15 protein-coding genes are annotated in these 14,448 nt (G+C 62.6%); 8 read left to right on the top strand and 7 right to left on the bottom strand.

The window, feature by feature from the left end; all coding sequences use genetic code 11:
* Positions 1-7: 7 nt before the first annotated feature.
* Positions 8-334, bottom strand: coding sequence for a hypothetical protein (locus tag FJ956_RS01290; protein ID WP_140675990.1), 327 nt, complete (start codon positions 332-334; stop codon positions 8-10).
* Between the two features lie 278 nt (positions 335-612).
* Here FJ956_RS01290 and FJ956_RS01295 point away from each other — a divergent pair, with 278 nt between their 5' ends.
* The 3 genes from FJ956_RS01295 (at position 613) to FJ956_RS01305 (ending at position 1,605) form a co-directional block, all read left to right on the top strand.
* Positions 613-825 carry a cold-shock protein gene (locus FJ956_RS01295; RefSeq protein ID WP_027168154.1) on the top strand — a complete coding sequence of 71 codons (213 nt, stop codon included), beginning with the start codon at positions 613-615 and terminating at the stop codon, positions 823-825.
* A 328-nt stretch (positions 826-1,153) separates the two neighbouring features.
* Entirely contained in the window at positions 1,154-1,354 is a 201-nt protein-coding gene (locus tag FJ956_RS01300; protein WP_140675993.1) for an iron-containing alcohol dehydrogenase, read from the top strand.
* Positions 1,351-1,605 carry a hypothetical protein gene (locus FJ956_RS01305; protein ID WP_140675996.1) on the top strand — a complete coding sequence of 85 codons (255 nt, stop codon included), beginning with the start codon at positions 1,351-1,353 and terminating at the stop codon, positions 1,603-1,605. Before FJ956_RS01300 ends, FJ956_RS01305 begins: the two co-directional genes overlap by 4 nt.
* Before the next feature lie 80 nt (positions 1,606-1,685).
* Here the strand turns inward: FJ956_RS01305 and FJ956_RS01310 are convergent, their stop codons facing one another.
* From FJ956_RS01310 to FJ956_RS01320, 3 genes are all read right to left on the bottom strand, one after another.
* A complete protein-coding gene (locus FJ956_RS01310) occupies positions 1,686-2,294 on the bottom strand; it encodes a glutathione S-transferase family protein (RefSeq protein ID WP_140675999.1) in 609 nt (202 codons plus the stop codon).
* A 154-nt stretch (positions 2,295-2,448) separates the two neighbouring features.
* Complete coding sequence (locus FJ956_RS01315) at positions 2,449-3,309, bottom strand: EAL domain-containing protein (protein ID WP_140676002.1); 861 nt, start codon at positions 3,307-3,309, stop codon at positions 2,449-2,451.
* Positions 3,306-4,205, bottom strand: coding sequence for an EAL domain-containing protein (locus FJ956_RS01320; protein WP_140676005.1), 900 nt, complete (start codon positions 4,203-4,205; stop codon positions 3,306-3,308). Before FJ956_RS01320 ends, FJ956_RS01315 begins: the two co-directional genes overlap by 4 nt.
* Before the next feature lie 218 nt (positions 4,206-4,423).
* Between FJ956_RS01320 and FJ956_RS01325 the strand changes: the two genes are divergently transcribed.
* A complete protein-coding gene (locus tag FJ956_RS01325; protein ID WP_140676008.1) occupies positions 4,424-5,626 on the top strand; it encodes a pyridoxal phosphate-dependent aminotransferase in 1,203 nt (400 codons plus the stop codon).
* A gap of 56 nt (positions 5,627-5,682) precedes the next feature.
* Here the strand turns inward: FJ956_RS01325 and FJ956_RS01330 are convergent, their stop codons facing one another.
* The gene (locus tag FJ956_RS01330; RefSeq protein WP_140676011.1) at positions 5,683-6,078 is read right to left on the bottom strand and encodes a cupin domain-containing protein; all 396 of its coding nucleotides are present in this window, start codon (positions 6,076-6,078) and stop codon (positions 5,683-5,685) included.
* Between the two features lie 411 nt (positions 6,079-6,489).
* Here FJ956_RS01330 and FJ956_RS01335 point away from each other — a divergent pair, with 411 nt between their 5' ends.
* The 3 genes from FJ956_RS01335 to FJ956_RS01345 all read left to right on the top strand — a co-directional run bounded on the left by FJ956_RS01335 (position 6,490) and on the right by FJ956_RS01345 (position 11,692).
* Positions 6,490-8,019: an EAL domain-containing protein gene (locus FJ956_RS01335; RefSeq protein ID WP_140676014.1), complete on the top strand. Its 1,530-nt coding sequence runs from the start codon at positions 6,490-6,492 to the stop codon at positions 8,017-8,019.
* Positions 8,020-8,242: 223 nt separating this feature from the next.
* Positions 8,243-10,291: an elongation factor G gene (locus FJ956_RS01340; protein ID WP_140676017.1), complete on the top strand. Its 2,049-nt coding sequence runs from the start codon at positions 8,243-8,245 to the stop codon at positions 10,289-10,291.
* A gap of 900 nt (positions 10,292-11,191) precedes the next feature.
* Positions 11,192-11,692 carry an isoprenylcysteine carboxylmethyltransferase family protein gene (locus FJ956_RS01345; protein WP_140676020.1) on the top strand — a complete coding sequence of 167 codons (501 nt, stop codon included), beginning with the start codon at positions 11,192-11,194 and terminating at the stop codon, positions 11,690-11,692.
* Between the two features lie 18 nt (positions 11,693-11,710).
* Here the strand turns inward: FJ956_RS01345 and FJ956_RS01350 are convergent, their stop codons facing one another.
* A complete protein-coding gene (locus tag FJ956_RS01350; protein ID WP_027168144.1) occupies positions 11,711-12,607 on the bottom strand; it encodes a LysR family transcriptional regulator in 897 nt (298 codons plus the stop codon).
* Positions 12,608-12,679: 72 nt separating this feature from the next.
* Complete coding sequence (trxB, locus tag FJ956_RS01355) at positions 12,680-13,654, bottom strand: thioredoxin-disulfide reductase (protein WP_140676023.1); 975 nt, start codon at positions 13,652-13,654, stop codon at positions 12,680-12,682.
* A gap of 276 nt (positions 13,655-13,930) precedes the next feature.
* On the opposite strand from trxB, the gene FJ956_RS01360 reads away from it, so the two are divergent.
* Positions 13,931-14,407, top strand: coding sequence for an Lrp/AsnC family transcriptional regulator (locus tag FJ956_RS01360; protein WP_040989590.1), 477 nt, complete (start codon positions 13,931-13,933; stop codon positions 14,405-14,407).
* Positions 14,408-14,448 lie beyond the last annotated feature (41 nt).

Below are 14,448 nucleotides of genomic sequence, written 5' to 3' on the forward strand. Positions count from 1 at the left end.
CTGCGTATCAGTCCTGCAGGAACCGCCGGCGGAAGCGCCGCTCGAAATCCGGACGCTTGCAGACATAGACCATGCAGGACCTGGTGTCGGCGCTCGGCACATAGGCGCGCGCCCTCACTTCGCCCGCGTTGCAGAAGCGCTCGTCGCGAACATAGCGGTCGTAGAGCGGCAGCCCCGGCACGCGCGTCGACTGGTAGCGCAGGATGATGGCCCCCTGTCTTGCGATCGTCGCCTGCACCCGGTCGCAGCTCATGCGTGTCGGATCGTAGCGCGACACCGCCTGCGCCTCGGCGGCCAGCAGCACGAAGCAGGCGGCAAGCAGAATGGTCTTCATGGCTTCTCTCCTCGGAAGGGCAAGCATCCCATCCCTTCACAACGCGGGACCGCTGTCAAAACTTCCACGCTTGTATTCCGCTCGATCCGGGATGCGGGGCAGCGTCCAAGCAACCCGTCTTGTTTTCTTGCTCAAACTATCCTATATCCGCAGCATTGAATTTGGCCGATCGATCGGGCCGCGATCTTCGCGTTTGCTGACGTCTATCTCCAAAATTTCGATACCGCCGGCCGGACGTTGGTCCGGTCAAACAAAAGCAAATGTGAAGGGCATTCTATATGGCAACTGGTACGGTCAAGTGGTTCAACGCCACCAAGGGCTACGGCTTCATCCAGCCTGACAATGGCGGCGCGGACGTTTTCGTCCACATCTCCGCTGTCGAGCGCGCTGGCATGACGAGCCTGGCTGAAGGCCAGAAAATCAACTTCGAGATCGAGCAGGACCGCCGCACCGGCAAGTCCGCTGCTGGGTCTCTTAGCAAGGCAGCCTGATTTGGCTTAAGCATTTTGCAGCCAAGCGGAATCGCTTGGCGTTGCAGAAATGCGTAAGCAAAGGCGCGCGCCGGACGAAGGTTCGGGGCGCGCGGCAAGTCACGGATGTACTGACGGTCGCGCGAGAAGCGCGCCGGAGCGAAAAGACCCGACAAGCTGGAACAGCAGATAGCTGCCGGCCCGGACCAGACGCTCCCGATCAGGCTACCGGCATAGGAAGGCGGGCATTGCCCGCCTTTTTTGTTGTCTGGATTTTGGCGAGTTGCTGTCTGGGTTGAATGGTCCCACTGGTGGTACCATTTTAGCCCAATAATGGTACCATTGGCGCATGACCAAGCTTGAACAGATCGAAAAATCCGTCGCCGAACTGAGCCCTGAAGAGCTGAAGGCATTTGCCGCCTGGTTCGAGGCTCTGCGGGCCGATTTGTGGGACAAGCAGATCGAAGCCGACGCGAAGGCGGGCCGGCTGGACAAGCTTGCAGAACAAGCACTGGCTGACCATCGCGCGGGTCGGACCCGACCCCTGTGAACCACTTTGCCGCCCCTGCGTTTTGGGATGCCTACGATAAACTACCTAAAGCAATCAAGATGAAGGCTGACAGCAGCTTCGCCAAGCTGCGTGCAGATCCGTTTCATCCTTCGCTCCATTTCAAGCGGGTTGGACGTTATTGGTCAGCTCGAGTTGATCTGGACTATCGTGCTGTTGCAGTCCGTGACCAGGACGACATGATCTGGTTTTGGATCGGCACTCACTCGGAATATGAACGCCTTTTGAAATAGCTGCTTACGGCCGTATGCATACCGAGCGGCTCGTTGGCCACCCGTACAGGTCAGGTGCAATGCGGCGACCGCGTAAGGAATTATCCCTTCCACTCGATCGGCACATGCCCCTTGTCCGCCTCGGCCCGCTTCAGCCAGGCGGCGACCGCCGGATAGGCGTCGAGCTGGAAGCCGCCCATCCCGGCGGTGTGGGTATAGGCATATAAAGCGATGTCGGCGACGCTGTAGGCGCTGCCGGCAAAGAACGCGTTTTGCTGCAGGTGGCTGTTCATCACGCCGAGCGCCTTGTTGCCGCGTTCCAGCGTCTGCGCCAATCGTTCCGCCGTCGCGTCCTTCGCCCGCTCCGGGAAAGTCAAAAGCGCCTTGCGCACCGCGATATTGGGCTCATGGCTGTATTGCTCGAAGAACAGCCATTGGTAAGCCAATGCGCGTTCGTATTTGTCGGCCGGCAGGAAGCGCGTCCCTTCCGCGAGGTAGAGCAGGATGGCGTTGCTCTCGGCGATGCGCCTGCCGTCGTCGAGCTCGAGCATCGGCACCATCGCATTCGGATTCTTGGCGACATAGTCGGGCTTGCGCGTCTCGCCGGTATGCGAGCTCACCTCGACCCGGGTGAAGGGGATGCCGAGCTTCGCCATCAACAGCCGCGGCTTGTAGCAATTGCCGCTGTCGGCCATATCGTAAAGGATCATGCCTGTTGCCCTCTCGCGTCTCCTGGGAACGCTCTAACGCGCGCGGCTAGTTCCCATCCAGTGATTTGTTTTTGAGACGAAACATCAGCGGCGCTGATGCGTCCTTTGAAGTCCCGCTTCATCAGCGATGCTGATACGTTTTCTTTGGTCTGCATCAGCGATGCTGATGCAGGGGCACGACCTTGTTGACGGCGCCGAGCAGGGCGTCGACGGAAAGCGGTTCTTCCTTGAAGATCGTGCCGGCGAGCGCCGGACGGGCGAGATGGAAACCCTGCAGCAGGTCGACGCCGCCCTCGAGCGCGACGCGCAAATGCCGTGCGTTCTCGATGCCCTCGACCAGCACTTTGGCGCCGCGCTCGTGCAGCACCGCCACCAACGGCCGGAAGAAGCGTTCGGCGGCGGCATGGCGGCAGAGCTCGCCAAACCAGGCGCCATCGATCTTGACGATGTCGGGCGCAAGCAGATCGATGCGGGCCTCGGTCGAATGCCCCGTGCCGAAATCGTCGATGGCGATGCGGATGCCGTCGCGCCGCATTTCGCGCACCAGGCTGGCAAGAACCTGGTCGTCGGCTGCCTGCTCGGTGATCTCGCAGACCAGCAGGCTGGGCTCAAGCTCCCAATCGCCGAGATGCCTGGTCATCAGCCGGATCTCGGCGAGCGCCCGTCCGAGATGGTCGTTGATGGTCGGATTATAGTTGAAGAACAGCGTCAATCCCTCGACACCGATGTTGCGATAATTGCCGAGATGCAGCATCCGGCACATCGTTTCGACAAACAGCAGGTCGGGCGCGGGAATGCCGCCGAAGAAGACCGAAGAGGCTACCGGCTGCGCGACTCGGCGCGGCTCGATCAGCCCCTCGACGGCGACGGCTCTGAGCACCTTGCCCTCCGGCGCGAAAATCGGCTGATAGGCGCTCCACAGCCGGAACTCGCCATAGACGCCGAACTGGAGGCCGATCTCGTCGGCGAAGATCGCCTCGGCGACGTTGCGCCGCCTGTCTGGCTGTTCGCTCATGGCGTGACCTTGCGCCCGAACACCCTTGCCGGCCGCCCATGCAGCTTTGCAGCCGCCGGGCTTGCGGCGGCCGATGCCTTGCTGTCTCCGGTCGAAGGCAGCGCATCCTTGCTGAAAATGCGAAAGCTGGTGGGGGCAAGTTCCGGCCGGGCAAGCACATAGCCCTGCACCATGGAGGCGCCGGACCTCTCGGCAAGCTCCAGCTGCCAGCCTTCCTCGATGCCTTCGAAGACGGTGCGGATGCCCTGGTTCTCGAAGCTCTGCACCATCGCCGTCAGCAACGCGAAGCCAGCGCCGGACTCCATCAGTTGGGTGATCCAATGCGCGTCGAACTTGACGATGTCGGGTTTGAGTTCCTTGATCCGGTTGATGTCGGATTCATCGGCGCCGTAGTCGTCCACCGCGATGCGGAAGCCGTTGGCCCTCAGCGCCTCGACAAAATCGTAGAGTGTTTCCTGCGAAGCCGACTTCTGCTCGGTGACCTCGCAGACGATACGGCGCGGATCGATGCCGGCTTCGTGCAGCACCAGCCGCATGTCGCGCAGGGCCTTGTCGGCGATGCTGCGATCGGTGAAGACCGACGGGTCGAAATTGACGAAGATGGACGCCTCTTGTGGGAGGCAGGCACCGGCGTTCAGAAGATGCAGAGTGCGCGTCAGCGCCTCGATATGCAGCCGGTCGGCCGCCGGGCAGGTGCCGAAAAATGTCCCCGGCGACTGCGGCTCGCCGTCGCGGAACGGCCGGATCAGCCCCTCGAAAGCGGTGACCGAAAGCTTGCCCTCCTTGAAGGCGAAGATCGGCTGGAACGCGCTCTGCAGCGTATAGATGCCCCAGACACCGGTCGAGGTGCCGTCATCATGACGGATGGTGTGGGCAAGTCCGATGCTGCGCGACAAGGTTTCTCGCTCCGCGAACAGGCGCAATCCGATCTGCGATCCTGCCAGCCAAGGGTTTACCGGCCGTTGATGAATTTAGCGTTGCCGCTCACGCAGGCTGACTTTGGTCACGCCTCCTTGACCTCTGGCTCATCGCACAATGCTTGCGCTCCGCGCCACGATGCGACATGAGAGGCGCCGCGGCCGCTCCTGGCCGCTTTCCTAGGAGACATTTTGTCATGGCCTTTCTCGCCGACGCCCTTTCCCGCGTTAAGCCTTCCGCGACCATCGCGGTGACGCAGAAAGCGCGCGAGCTGAAAAATGCCGGCCGTGACGTGATCGGCCTCGGCGCCGGCGAGCCGGATTTCGATACGCCCGACAACATCAAGAACGCGGCGATCGAGGCGATCCGCCGCGGCGAGACCAAATATCCGCCGGTTTCCGGCATCGTGCCGCTGCGCGAGGCGATCGCCAGGAAGTTCAAGCGCGAGAACAACCTCGACTACCGGCCGGAGCAGACCATCGTCGGCACCGGCGGCAAGCAGATCCTGTTCAACGCCTTCATGGCGACGCTGAACCCTGGCGACGAAGTCGTCATCCCCCGCCCTTACTGGGTGAGCTATCCCGAAATGGTGGCGATCTGCGGCGGCACGTCGGTGTTCGCCGACACCTCGATCGACAACGGCTTCAAGCTCACACCGCAAGTGCTGGAAAAGGCGATCACGCCGAAGACCAAATGGCTGTTGATGAATTCGCCGTCGAACCCCTCGGGCGCCGCCTACACGGAGGCCGAGCTGCGGGCGCTGGCCGACGTGCTGCTCAAACATCCGCATGTCTGGACGCTGACCGACGACATGTATGAGCACCTGACCTATGGCGATTTCGTCTTCAAGACCATCGCCGAGGTCGAGCCGAGCCTCTATGAGCGCACGCTGACCATGAACGGCGTGTCGAAAGCCTATGCCATGACCGGCTGGCGCATCGGCTATGCCGCCGGCCCGGTGCCGCTCATCAAGGCAATGGACATGATCCAGGGCCAGCAGACGTCGGGCGCCTGCACCATCGCGCAATGGGCTTCCGTCGAGGCGCTCAACGGGCCGCAGGATTTCATTGCCAGGAACAAGGCGATCTTCCAGGGCCGGCGCGACCTTGTCGTCTCGATGCTCAACCAGGCGCGCGGCATCTCCTGCCCCTCGCCCGAAGGCGCCTTCTATGTCTACCCGTCCTGCGCTCAGCTGATCGGCAAGAAGACCAAAGCCGGCAAGGTCATCGACACCGACGAGGCCTTCTGCGCGGAGCTGCTCGAGGCCGAAGGTGTGGCGGTGGTGTTCGGCTCGGCCTTTGGTCTGGGACCGAACTTCCGCATCTCCTACGCCACCTCGGACGCGCTGCTGGAAGAAGCCTGCACGCGCATCCAGCGCTTTACCGCGTCGCTGACCTGATCGCGCACACGCTGTCACATCGGAAAACCCGGCCTCGGCCGGGTTTTTTATTGGCCTCAGCTGCCATATTGCTCCTGCGTCACCTCTTCCAGCCAGTCGGCGTGGACGCCGTCCAGCGCCTCCTGCATGGCGATATGCGTCATGGCGGTTTTCGCCCCGGCACCGTGCCAGTGCTTTTCGCCGGGGGCGAAGGAGATGACGTCCCCTGCCCTGATCTCTTCGATCGGCCCGCCCCAGGTCTGTGCAAGCCCGGCGCCGGAGGTGACATAGAGCGTCTGTCCGAGCGGGTGCGTGTGCCAATGCGTGCGCGCGCCGGGCTCGAAGCTGACCAGCGTCGCCCTGAGCCTTGCCGGCGCCTCCTTCTCGACGATCGGCGTCTGCAATACCCGCCCGGTAAAGTATTTGTCCGGCGCGATGACTGTCGGCACCGAGCCGCACGCAATGATCTTCATCGTCCAATCCTTCTCGAATAATGCTTCGCTGGGGCAATTCCAGGAAAAGTGTGAGCGGTTAAGTTCGGCGCCTTCGCCGTAACCTTCCGTCCGGAATTGCGTAAAAACAAGGAGATGAAGCGTTTCGCCGTTTCCGTGAGACGGTGAACCGCTCCAGCCTCGTCTTGCGAAGCAGTTTCATCCCGATGCGCTGTTGACGCAACCGGCCTTTTTCAGCCGCCTGACGACCGCGTCAAGGTCCGGCGATAGAGGCTCGTTAGCCGGTCAATAAACTGTCATAAATCGTTGCTTTTTAACCATAAAATGCCACCGCCCAATCCAGCGCTGATTAATGCTACGGATCGGTCGCCGAACTCAGCGTTTGTTAACGGCTGACGCCCTAGCCATGTCGCGTGCTGTGGGGGCGCGGACATGAGTATCTTGGCGACAATCAAGGATCACAGCGGCCGTATCTATCGCGGCATCCAGGCTTTGCTCGTGATGAGCATCGCCGCCACCGGGCTTGCGGCTTTCGCGCTGACGGAGAACGCTTCCCGCGCAGGCGCGCTGGCGGTATCGGTGGCATCGACCTTAATGGCGCTTCTGGTGTTGATGTATATGCGCTCGAGCGTCGTCCAGCGCCTGCAGTCGGCCGCGGATGCCGAGGCCGAGAAGCATCGCTTTCTCACCGGCGATGCCATGACCGGGGCCATGACCCGGCGCTATTTCATTGAAGCGTTGGGCGACTGGCTGGGTGGCTCGCGCAACCGTCGCCAGGCAAGCCTGCTTTTGATCGACCTCGATCATTTCAAGCAGCTCAACGACACGTTCGGCCATCAGTTCGGCGATCTGGCGCTGGCGCATCTGGTCGCGGAAGCGCAACGCATCTTCGAGGACGGCGTCATCGGCCGGCTCGGCGGCGACGAGTTCGGCATCATGGTTCCGCATGGCGACGTCGCCATTATCGGCAAGGACGCGCGTCGGCTGCTGGATGCGATGCGTGCCGGCAAGAGACATGAAGGCAAGATCATTCCCCTCTCGATCTCGGTAGGCGTCGCGCTCGCGCCGTCGCATGCTTCGAACGGCGCTGAATTGATGCTGCTGGCCGATCTCGCGCTCTACGAAAGCAAGGCCGCCGGTCGCGGCCGCATCACCGTTTTCGATGAGGAGATGCTGTCGGACAAGCGTTATCGCCGGCTGGTGGAACGCGAGCTGCGCGCCGCGGTCTATCTCGGCGAGTTGGAGCTGCACTATCAGCCGATCGTCGATCCCGACGGCTCGGTCGACGCGCTGGAAGGCTTGATCCGCTGGCGTCACCCGGTGCGCGGTTTGATCTCGCCGGCGGAATTCATCCCGATCGCCGAGCGCTCGACGCTGATCGACATGATCGGCGAGTGGGTCTTCAAGCGCGCCTGTGCCGATGTCGGGCATTTTCCCGGACGTCGCATCTCGATCAACGTCTCGGGCGAGCAGTTGAAGCGCGATGAGATCGTGACGATGTGCGACCGGATCCTGCGCGAAACCGGCCGGTCCGCATCGCAGTTCATCATCGAGATCACCGAGACGGTGGCGACGGCCGCGACGCCCGAGGTTCTGAGGCGCCTGGAGGCGCTGCGCGGCCTCGGCTTCCACATTGCGCTGGACGACTTCGGCACCGGCCATTGCGGCTTCAACTATCTGAAGTCGCTGCCCATCGACAGCGTCAAGATCGACCGCTCTTACATCCGCAGCCTCGCCCATGACCAGGTGGCGCAGATCTTCGTTTCCGCACTTGCCCAGATCGCCCGCATCCAGGACATCGCCATCGTCGCGGAAGGCGTCGAAACCGCTGAGGAATTCACCCTCGCCAGGACCGCCGGCTGCAGCCGCTTCCAGGGCTATTTCTTCGGCAGGCCCGCGCCGCGCGACAAGGCAAGCGCGTTGTGTGCCGCCGCCCGCGAACCGCTTGCCCTCACGGCCTGACAATAGGAAATGATGGCCTGACGGCCCCAAGCCGGCGAACATCCTATTTTTCTTGCCCTCCCGGCGAACCCGTGTGACGATGGCTTTGGGAAGGGGTGGATAAACCCCGCCCGCGACGGCCGAACAGGCCGGCCGCCGCTCTGCATAGGGTGCGATCGGACGCAAAACCGGTTTCCACTTTTGCTGATCGCTCTCTTGGGAAACGCCTGAGTGGAGGTCAGCCATGGGTACTCGCGCCGGAGGACGACGCACGGGACCGAAATGCATCGCCATAATCGGTCCCTTCGCAAGCGGTAAGACGACACTTCTCGAAGCCATACTCGCCCGCACGGGCGCCATTCCCCGCCAGTCGCCCGTTTCATCGGGCAACACTGTTTCCGATCATTCGCCCGAGGCGCGCGCCCACGCTATGAGCGTCGAGGCGACCTTCGCCACAACCGATTTCATGGGCGAGCAGATCACCTTCGTCGACTGCCCCGGCTCCATCGAATTCGCCTTCGAGGCCGAACCCGTGCTTGCCGCTTGCGACCTCGCTGTCGTCGTCGCCGAGGCCGACGAGAAGAAGATCCCGGCGCTCCAGCTCATCATGCGCAAGCTCGATGATCTCGCCATTCCGCGCATCCTGTTCCTCAACAAGGTCGACAAGGCGATCACGGGCGTGCGCGACACGCTGAAGATGCTGCAGCCGGCAAGCTCTGTGCCGCTGCTGCTGCGCCAGATTCCGGTGCGCAAGGACGGCGTCGTCATCGGCTCGATCGATCTGGCGCTGGAACGCGCCTACATCTACCGCGAATATGCCGAGAGCCAGGTCGCCGACATCGCGAACGACGACAAGGCGCGCGAGCTGGAGGCGCGGTTCTCCATGCTGGAGACGCTCGCCGACCATGACGATCACCTGATGGAGCAGTTGCTGGAGGAGATCGAGCCGCCGAAGGATGCGGTCTTCGACGATCTCTCGGCCGACCTGCGCGCCGGCGCGGTGACGCCGGTGCTGATCGGCACGGCCGAGAAGGGTAATGGCGTGCTGCGCCTGTTGAAGGCCATTCGCCACGACGCGCCCGATGTCGAGGCAACCAGGAAGCGCCTTGGCGCGCCGGACGGCCAGACGGTGGTGCAGGTGATGAAGACCATCCACACCGCGCATGGCGGCAAGCTTTCGGTGTCGCGCGTGCTTTCCGGCCAATTGGCCGACGCGGCCGAGCTCTTCCTTTCCAACGGCGACACGGCGAAGGTTTCCGGCATCTACAAGATGCTCGGCAAGGATCAGACGAAGCTGACATCCGCCAAGGCGGGCGACACAGTCGCGCTCGGCAAGCTCGACGACGTCAAGACCGGCCAGACGCTGAGTTCGGCCAAGGGCGGCATCCGGCCATTGGTCACGCTGGAACCGCCGCAGCCGGTCTTCGCCTTCGCGCTTCGCCCCAAGGAGCGCAAGGACGAGGTCAAGATGTCGGCGGCGATCCAGCGCCTTGCCGAAGAGGATCCATCGCTCAGCCTGCGCCACAACCAGGATTCCGCCGAAACCGTCCTGTCGGGCCACGGCGAGATGCATCTGCGCGTGGTGCGCGAGCGCCTCGAGGGCAAGAACCAGATCCCGATCGAGGGCCATGCCCCGGCGGTGCCTTACCGGGAGACGATCCGCAAACCGGTGCAGCAGCGTGGCCGCCACAAGAAGCAGTCCGGCGGCCACGGCCAGTTCGGCGACGTGGTGATCGAGATCAAGCCGCTGCCGCGCGGGTCCGGCTTCCAGTTCTCCGACACCATCACCGGCGGCGTGGTGCCGAAAACCTATATCCAGTCGGTGGAGACCGGCATTCGCGACTATCTGAAGACGGGCCCGCTCGGCTTTCCGGTCGTCGACGTCGCCGTCAACCTGTCGGATGGTTCCTACCACGCGGTCGATTCCTCCGACATGGCCTTCCAGATGGCGGCGAAGCTCGCGATGAAGGAAGGCATGACCGCCTGTTCGCCGGTCCTGCTGGAGCCGGTGATGAAGGTCGAGATCGTCACGCCTTCGGACGCGACCTCGAAGATCATCGCGCTGATCCCGCAGCGGCGCGGCCAGATCCTCGGCTATGATGCAAGGCCCGACTGGCCTGGCTGGGACGTCGTCGAGGCGACCATGCCGCAGGCCGAGATCGGTGACCTGATCATCGAGCTGCGCTCGGCGACCGCCGGCGTCGCCAGCTACAAGGCCGCTTTCGACCACATGGCCGAACTCACCGGCCGGCTCGCCGACGAGGCGATGAACGCCAACGGCAAAGCCGCCTAGAGCAATTCCAGGAAAAGTGTGAGCGGTTTTCCGTCTGGAATTGCGTAAGAACAAGGAGATAGTGCGGTTCGCCGTTTCCGTGAAACGGTGAAACGCACTAGAGCCGGATGGTTTCAGGTCGAACCGACCTGAAATCTGAATCCGTCTCTAAATCCGAGAGATAGAGCATGATGTCGCCCGAAAACCGCTCCACACTTTTCGGCATCATGCTCTAGCAGGTCGGCCTGCCTGACAGACTTCTGTTGAAGATATGAAAACGGCGTCCGGATGATCCGGACGCCGTTCCTATTGCGGACCGTTTTCCTGGGAGGCAACGGCTGGTCCGCCGCATCCGGAAAAATGGTTCGGACGCGGTGCTTGCCTGAGCCCGGTCTTCCGAGTGATGCCCCCATCTCCCGAACCGACCAACCGCGTCCTATCGTCTACTTAAACCATAGACTGCGTCCGCGACATGTTACCCGATGTTACATGTCACTGTTACGTGGTGGATCCAGTCGTTTTTGTCCCGGCTCGAAGGCACGCGGGCAACAAAAAAGCCGGATCAATAAAGATCCGGCTGAGTTGATTGGAAGTGCCGATTAGGGCTAACCTCCAGAGGGGAACACTCGAGGGCGCTAATGGGAGGAGAACGCGCCCTGGAGATGTGACTATATATGTGCTCATCATGCCCAAGAAACAAGCATCTATTTTGCAACACACGCATGCAAAAAGACGCAGGCTGTGGTCCAACCTGTTCCCGGAACCCATAGGACCAGAAAAATCGCCGATTCCGGTGCGTTTCCGGCCCTAAAGCGACCGCTTAAATGCAAAATCGAGCCGAATTTGCTCGGAAATATGCGAGTCGGCGAAATGATGTCGATTTCGGCAAGCCGAGTTTATTTTTACGGCAGGAGACCGATGATGCGAACTTTTTCAGCAATCGCCGGCAGCGCGCTGTTTCTTGTCGTTGCGCCCGGCGTCGTCGCCGGCCTGGCGCCGTGGCTCTTGACCGACCACTATCGCAAACCTCTGTCGGCTCTGCCGGGCTTCGTGCCTGCAGGCTCGCTTCTCGTGGTCGGAGCCGCCGCCATCCTGCTTCATGCCTTTGCCCGTTTTGCCCTCGAGGGCCTGGGCACGCCCGCTCCAGTGGCGCCGACCGAGAAACTGGTCGTCGGCGGCATCTACCGCCATGTGCGCAACCCCATGTACGTGGCGGTGCTGGCGATCATCCTTGGCCAGGCGCTGATCTTTTCGAGCTGGGCGGTGCTGGTCTACGGCCTGATCGCCGCCGCGGCGATGGTCTCCTTCGTCAAGGTCTATGAAGAGCCGACGCTCGCCAACCGCTATGGCGCGGAATACGAAACCTACCGCCGCGCCGTCCCCGGCTGGCTGCCACGGCTGACACCGTGGCGCGGGCAGTAGTTTCTCGGCCGAGCGCTTTTAGTAAGACCAGCTGCGCGCCTTGGCGATGATAAAGTCGCGAAAAACGTGCAGCTTCGCCTGATTCTTCATCGCGTCGGGATAGGCGAAATAGGTATCGAAGGACGGCACCTCGGTCTCCGGCAGCAGCTGCACCAGGTTCGAGTCCTTGTTGATCACATAGTCCGGCAGCATGGCGATGCCGGCGCCGCCCTGCACGGCCCGCTTGATCGACAGGATGTCGTTGATCTGCAGCGTCGGCACCCGCTGCGCGCCCTCGAAATCGCCGACGGTCTCCAGCCAGTTCAGCTCCGACAGATGCGATGGCACCGGCACGCCGAAGGTGACGATGCGGTGGTTCCTGAGCTCGGCGATCGAGGCCGGCCTGCCGAACTTGGCGATATAGGACGGCGCCGCGTAGAGGTGGAAATGCACCGTGAACAGCCGGCGCTGGATAAGGTCGGGCTGCTGCGGCTGGCGCAGCCGGATCGCGCAATCGGCCTGGCGCATGGTGAGGTCGAGCTCCTCATTGGCGAGGATCAGCTGCAGGCTGATCTCGGGATAGAGCTCGATGAATTCCTGCACCCGCTCGGTCAGCCAGCCGGCGCCCAGGCCCACCGTGGTCGTTACCCTGAGCACGCCCGACGGCCGGTCCTTGGTCTCGGTCAGCCGCGTCTTGATCGTCTCCAGCTTCATCAGCACGTCATGCGCCGTGCGGAACAGCATCTCGCCCTGCTCGGTCAGCACCAGGCCGCGCGCATGGCGGTGGAACAGCGCGACGCCGACATCATGCTCCAGCGCGCTGACCTGCCGCGAAATGGCCGATTGCGACAGATGCAGCGTCTCCGCGGCATGGGTGAACGACCCAGCCTCCGCCGCTGCGTGAAATACGCGTAATTTGTCCCAGTCCAGCGCCATGATTCCCCTCGCGTTGCCTTCGGCGTCTGAATGAAAAATCAGGCTTTTAAACGGCTTCTTTCAGCCGATCTGTCATTCCGCCGCTTCGCGGTGAACCTCGATGCCCGCCAGATATTTTTCCGCCTCGAGCGCCGCCATGCAGCCAAGCCCAGCCGCCGTCACCGCCTGGCGGTACACGTCGTCGGTGACGTCGCCGGCGGCGAAGACGCCGGGCACATCGGTGCGGGTGGAATCGGGCGCCGTCCACAGATAGCCGTTCGGCTTCTGCTTCAACTTGCCGGCGAAGAGTTCCACCGCCGGCGCATGGCCGATGGCGACGAACACGCCGTCGACCGGCAGCTTCGATTCCTGGCCGGTCGCCACGTTCCGCAGCGTCAGGCCCTCGACCGAGGGCGGCAGCGGCGCCTTGCCCGGCCGTCCGGTGATCTCGTCGACGACCGTGTCCCAGATGACGCGGACATTGTCCTTCTTGAGCAGCCGCTCACGCAGGATGCGCTCGGCGCGGAAATCGCCGCGCCGGTGGATGACGGTGACGCTCTTGGCGAGGTTCGACAGATAGAGCGCCTCCTCGACCGCGGAATTGCCGCCGCCCACCACCGCGACGTCCTTGCCGCGATAGAAGAAGCCGTCGCAGGTGGCGCAGGCCGAAACGCCGAAGCCCATGAAGGTCTGCTCCGACGGGATGCCCAGCCACTTGGCCTGCGCGCCGGTGGCGATGATCAGCGCGTCCGCGGTATAGACGGTGCCGGAATCGCCTGTGGCGCGGAACGGCCGCACGTTGAGGTCGACCTCGGTGATGATGTCGTTGATGATGTCGGTGCCGACATGCTCGGCCTGCTTGAGCATCTGCTCCATCAGCCAGGGGCCCTGGATCGGATCGGCGAAGCCGGGATAATTCTCGACGTCGGTAGTGATCATCAATTGGCCGCCCTGCTGCAGGCCGGCGACCAGCATCGGCTTCAGCATGGCGCGGGCGGCATAGACCGCCGCCGTGTAGCCGGCCGGGCCGGAACCGATGATAAGAACGGGCGCATGTTTGGTGTTCATGAAAGTCCCCTGCGGCGCGCAGCCGTGGTTTGTCGCGCGTAATGTAAGTGTTGCCCGTGAGACCAGCAAGGCAGGTTGGCTTTCGTCCCCGGAAAGCTTCGTTCCCCGCCTATCGGGCCATATCGCCGCCCGTCACCGATGCATGTCGTCCAGAGATATGCGCGGCTCTGGGATCACGGCATGCCTCAAAACAGGGAGAAAATCATCGCAAAGCTATGGCCTCTGGCGCGAAACCAAATTACAAAATTGCGAAAGATTCTTGCGCGAAAGTCCTTCATGCCGCTGAAAGCCGATCTCGACGCCATCGACTGGAAGATCCTGCGCGAACTGCAGGGCGACGGCCGCATGACCAATGTCGAACTGTCCAACCGGGTCGGCATCTCGGCGCCGCCTTGCCTGCGCCGCGTCAGGCGGCTGGAAGAGGCCGGCATCATCCGCGGCTACCGTGCCCTCCTCAACGCGCCGGCGCTGGGCATGGATGTCGTCGCCTTCTGCCTGATCGGCCTGCATCATCAGGCCGACGCCGAGCTGAAGACCTTCGCCGAGCGCACGCGCGGCTGGCCAATCGTGCGCGACGCCTGGATGGTTTCGGGCGAATCCGATTTCCTGCTGCACTGCGTGGCGAGCGATCTCGGCACCTTCCAGACCTTCGTCATCGAGGAGCTGGCTTCGGCGCCGAATGTCGACACCGTGCGCACCGCCTTGACCATCCGCCGCGTCAAGGATGAGGGCCTGGTGGCTTTTCCGACTTAATGCATGTCTCCCGAAAGTGGGAACCTGTTTCGGGACAAAGA

This window comes from Mesorhizobium sp. B2-4-3, assembly GCF_006442815.1.
GTDB lineage: Bacteria > Pseudomonadota > Alphaproteobacteria > Rhizobiales > Rhizobiaceae > Mesorhizobium.

Bases quoted from the DNA above. Each gene is read 5' to 3' on its own strand.
- FJ956_RS01340 (WP_140676017.1), top strand. From the start codon at position 8,243: ATGGGTACTCGCGCCGGAGGACGACGCACGGGACCGAAATGCATCGCC.
- FJ956_RS01330 (WP_140676011.1), bottom strand. From the start codon at position 6,078: ATGAAGATCATTGCGTGCGGCTCGGTGCCGACAGTCATCGCGCCGGAC.
- FJ956_RS01325 (WP_140676008.1), top strand. From the start codon at position 4,424: ATGGCCTTTCTCGCCGACGCCCTTTCCCGCGTTAAGCCTTCCGCGACC.
- trxB (WP_140676023.1), bottom strand. From the start codon at position 13,654: ATGAACACCAAACATGCGCCCGTTCTTATCATCGGTTCCGGCCCGGCC.
- FJ956_RS01360 (WP_040989590.1), top strand. From the start codon at position 13,931: ATGCCGCTGAAAGCCGATCTCGACGCCATCGACTGGAAGATCCTGCGC.
- FJ956_RS01335 (WP_140676014.1), top strand. From the start codon at position 6,490: ATGAGTATCTTGGCGACAATCAAGGATCACAGCGGCCGTATCTATCGC.
- FJ956_RS01290 (WP_140675990.1), bottom strand. From the start codon at position 334: ATGAAGACCATTCTGCTTGCCGCCTGCTTCGTGCTGCTGGCCGCCGAG.
- FJ956_RS01315 (WP_140676002.1), bottom strand. From the start codon at position 3,309: ATGAGCGAACAGCCAGACAGGCGGCGCAACGTCGCCGAGGCGATCTTC.
- FJ956_RS01295 (WP_027168154.1), top strand. From the start codon at position 613: ATGGCAACTGGTACGGTCAAGTGGTTCAACGCCACCAAGGGCTACGGC.
- FJ956_RS01300 (WP_140675993.1), top strand. From the start codon at position 1,154: ATGACCAAGCTTGAACAGATCGAAAAATCCGTCGCCGAACTGAGCCCT.
- FJ956_RS01345 (WP_140676020.1), top strand. From the start codon at position 11,192: ATGCGAACTTTTTCAGCAATCGCCGGCAGCGCGCTGTTTCTTGTCGTT.
- FJ956_RS01310 (WP_140675999.1), bottom strand. From the start codon at position 2,294: ATGATCCTTTACGATATGGCCGACAGCGGCAATTGCTACAAGCCGCGG.
- FJ956_RS01350 (WP_027168144.1), bottom strand. From the start codon at position 12,607: ATGGCGCTGGACTGGGACAAATTACGCGTATTTCACGCAGCGGCGGAG.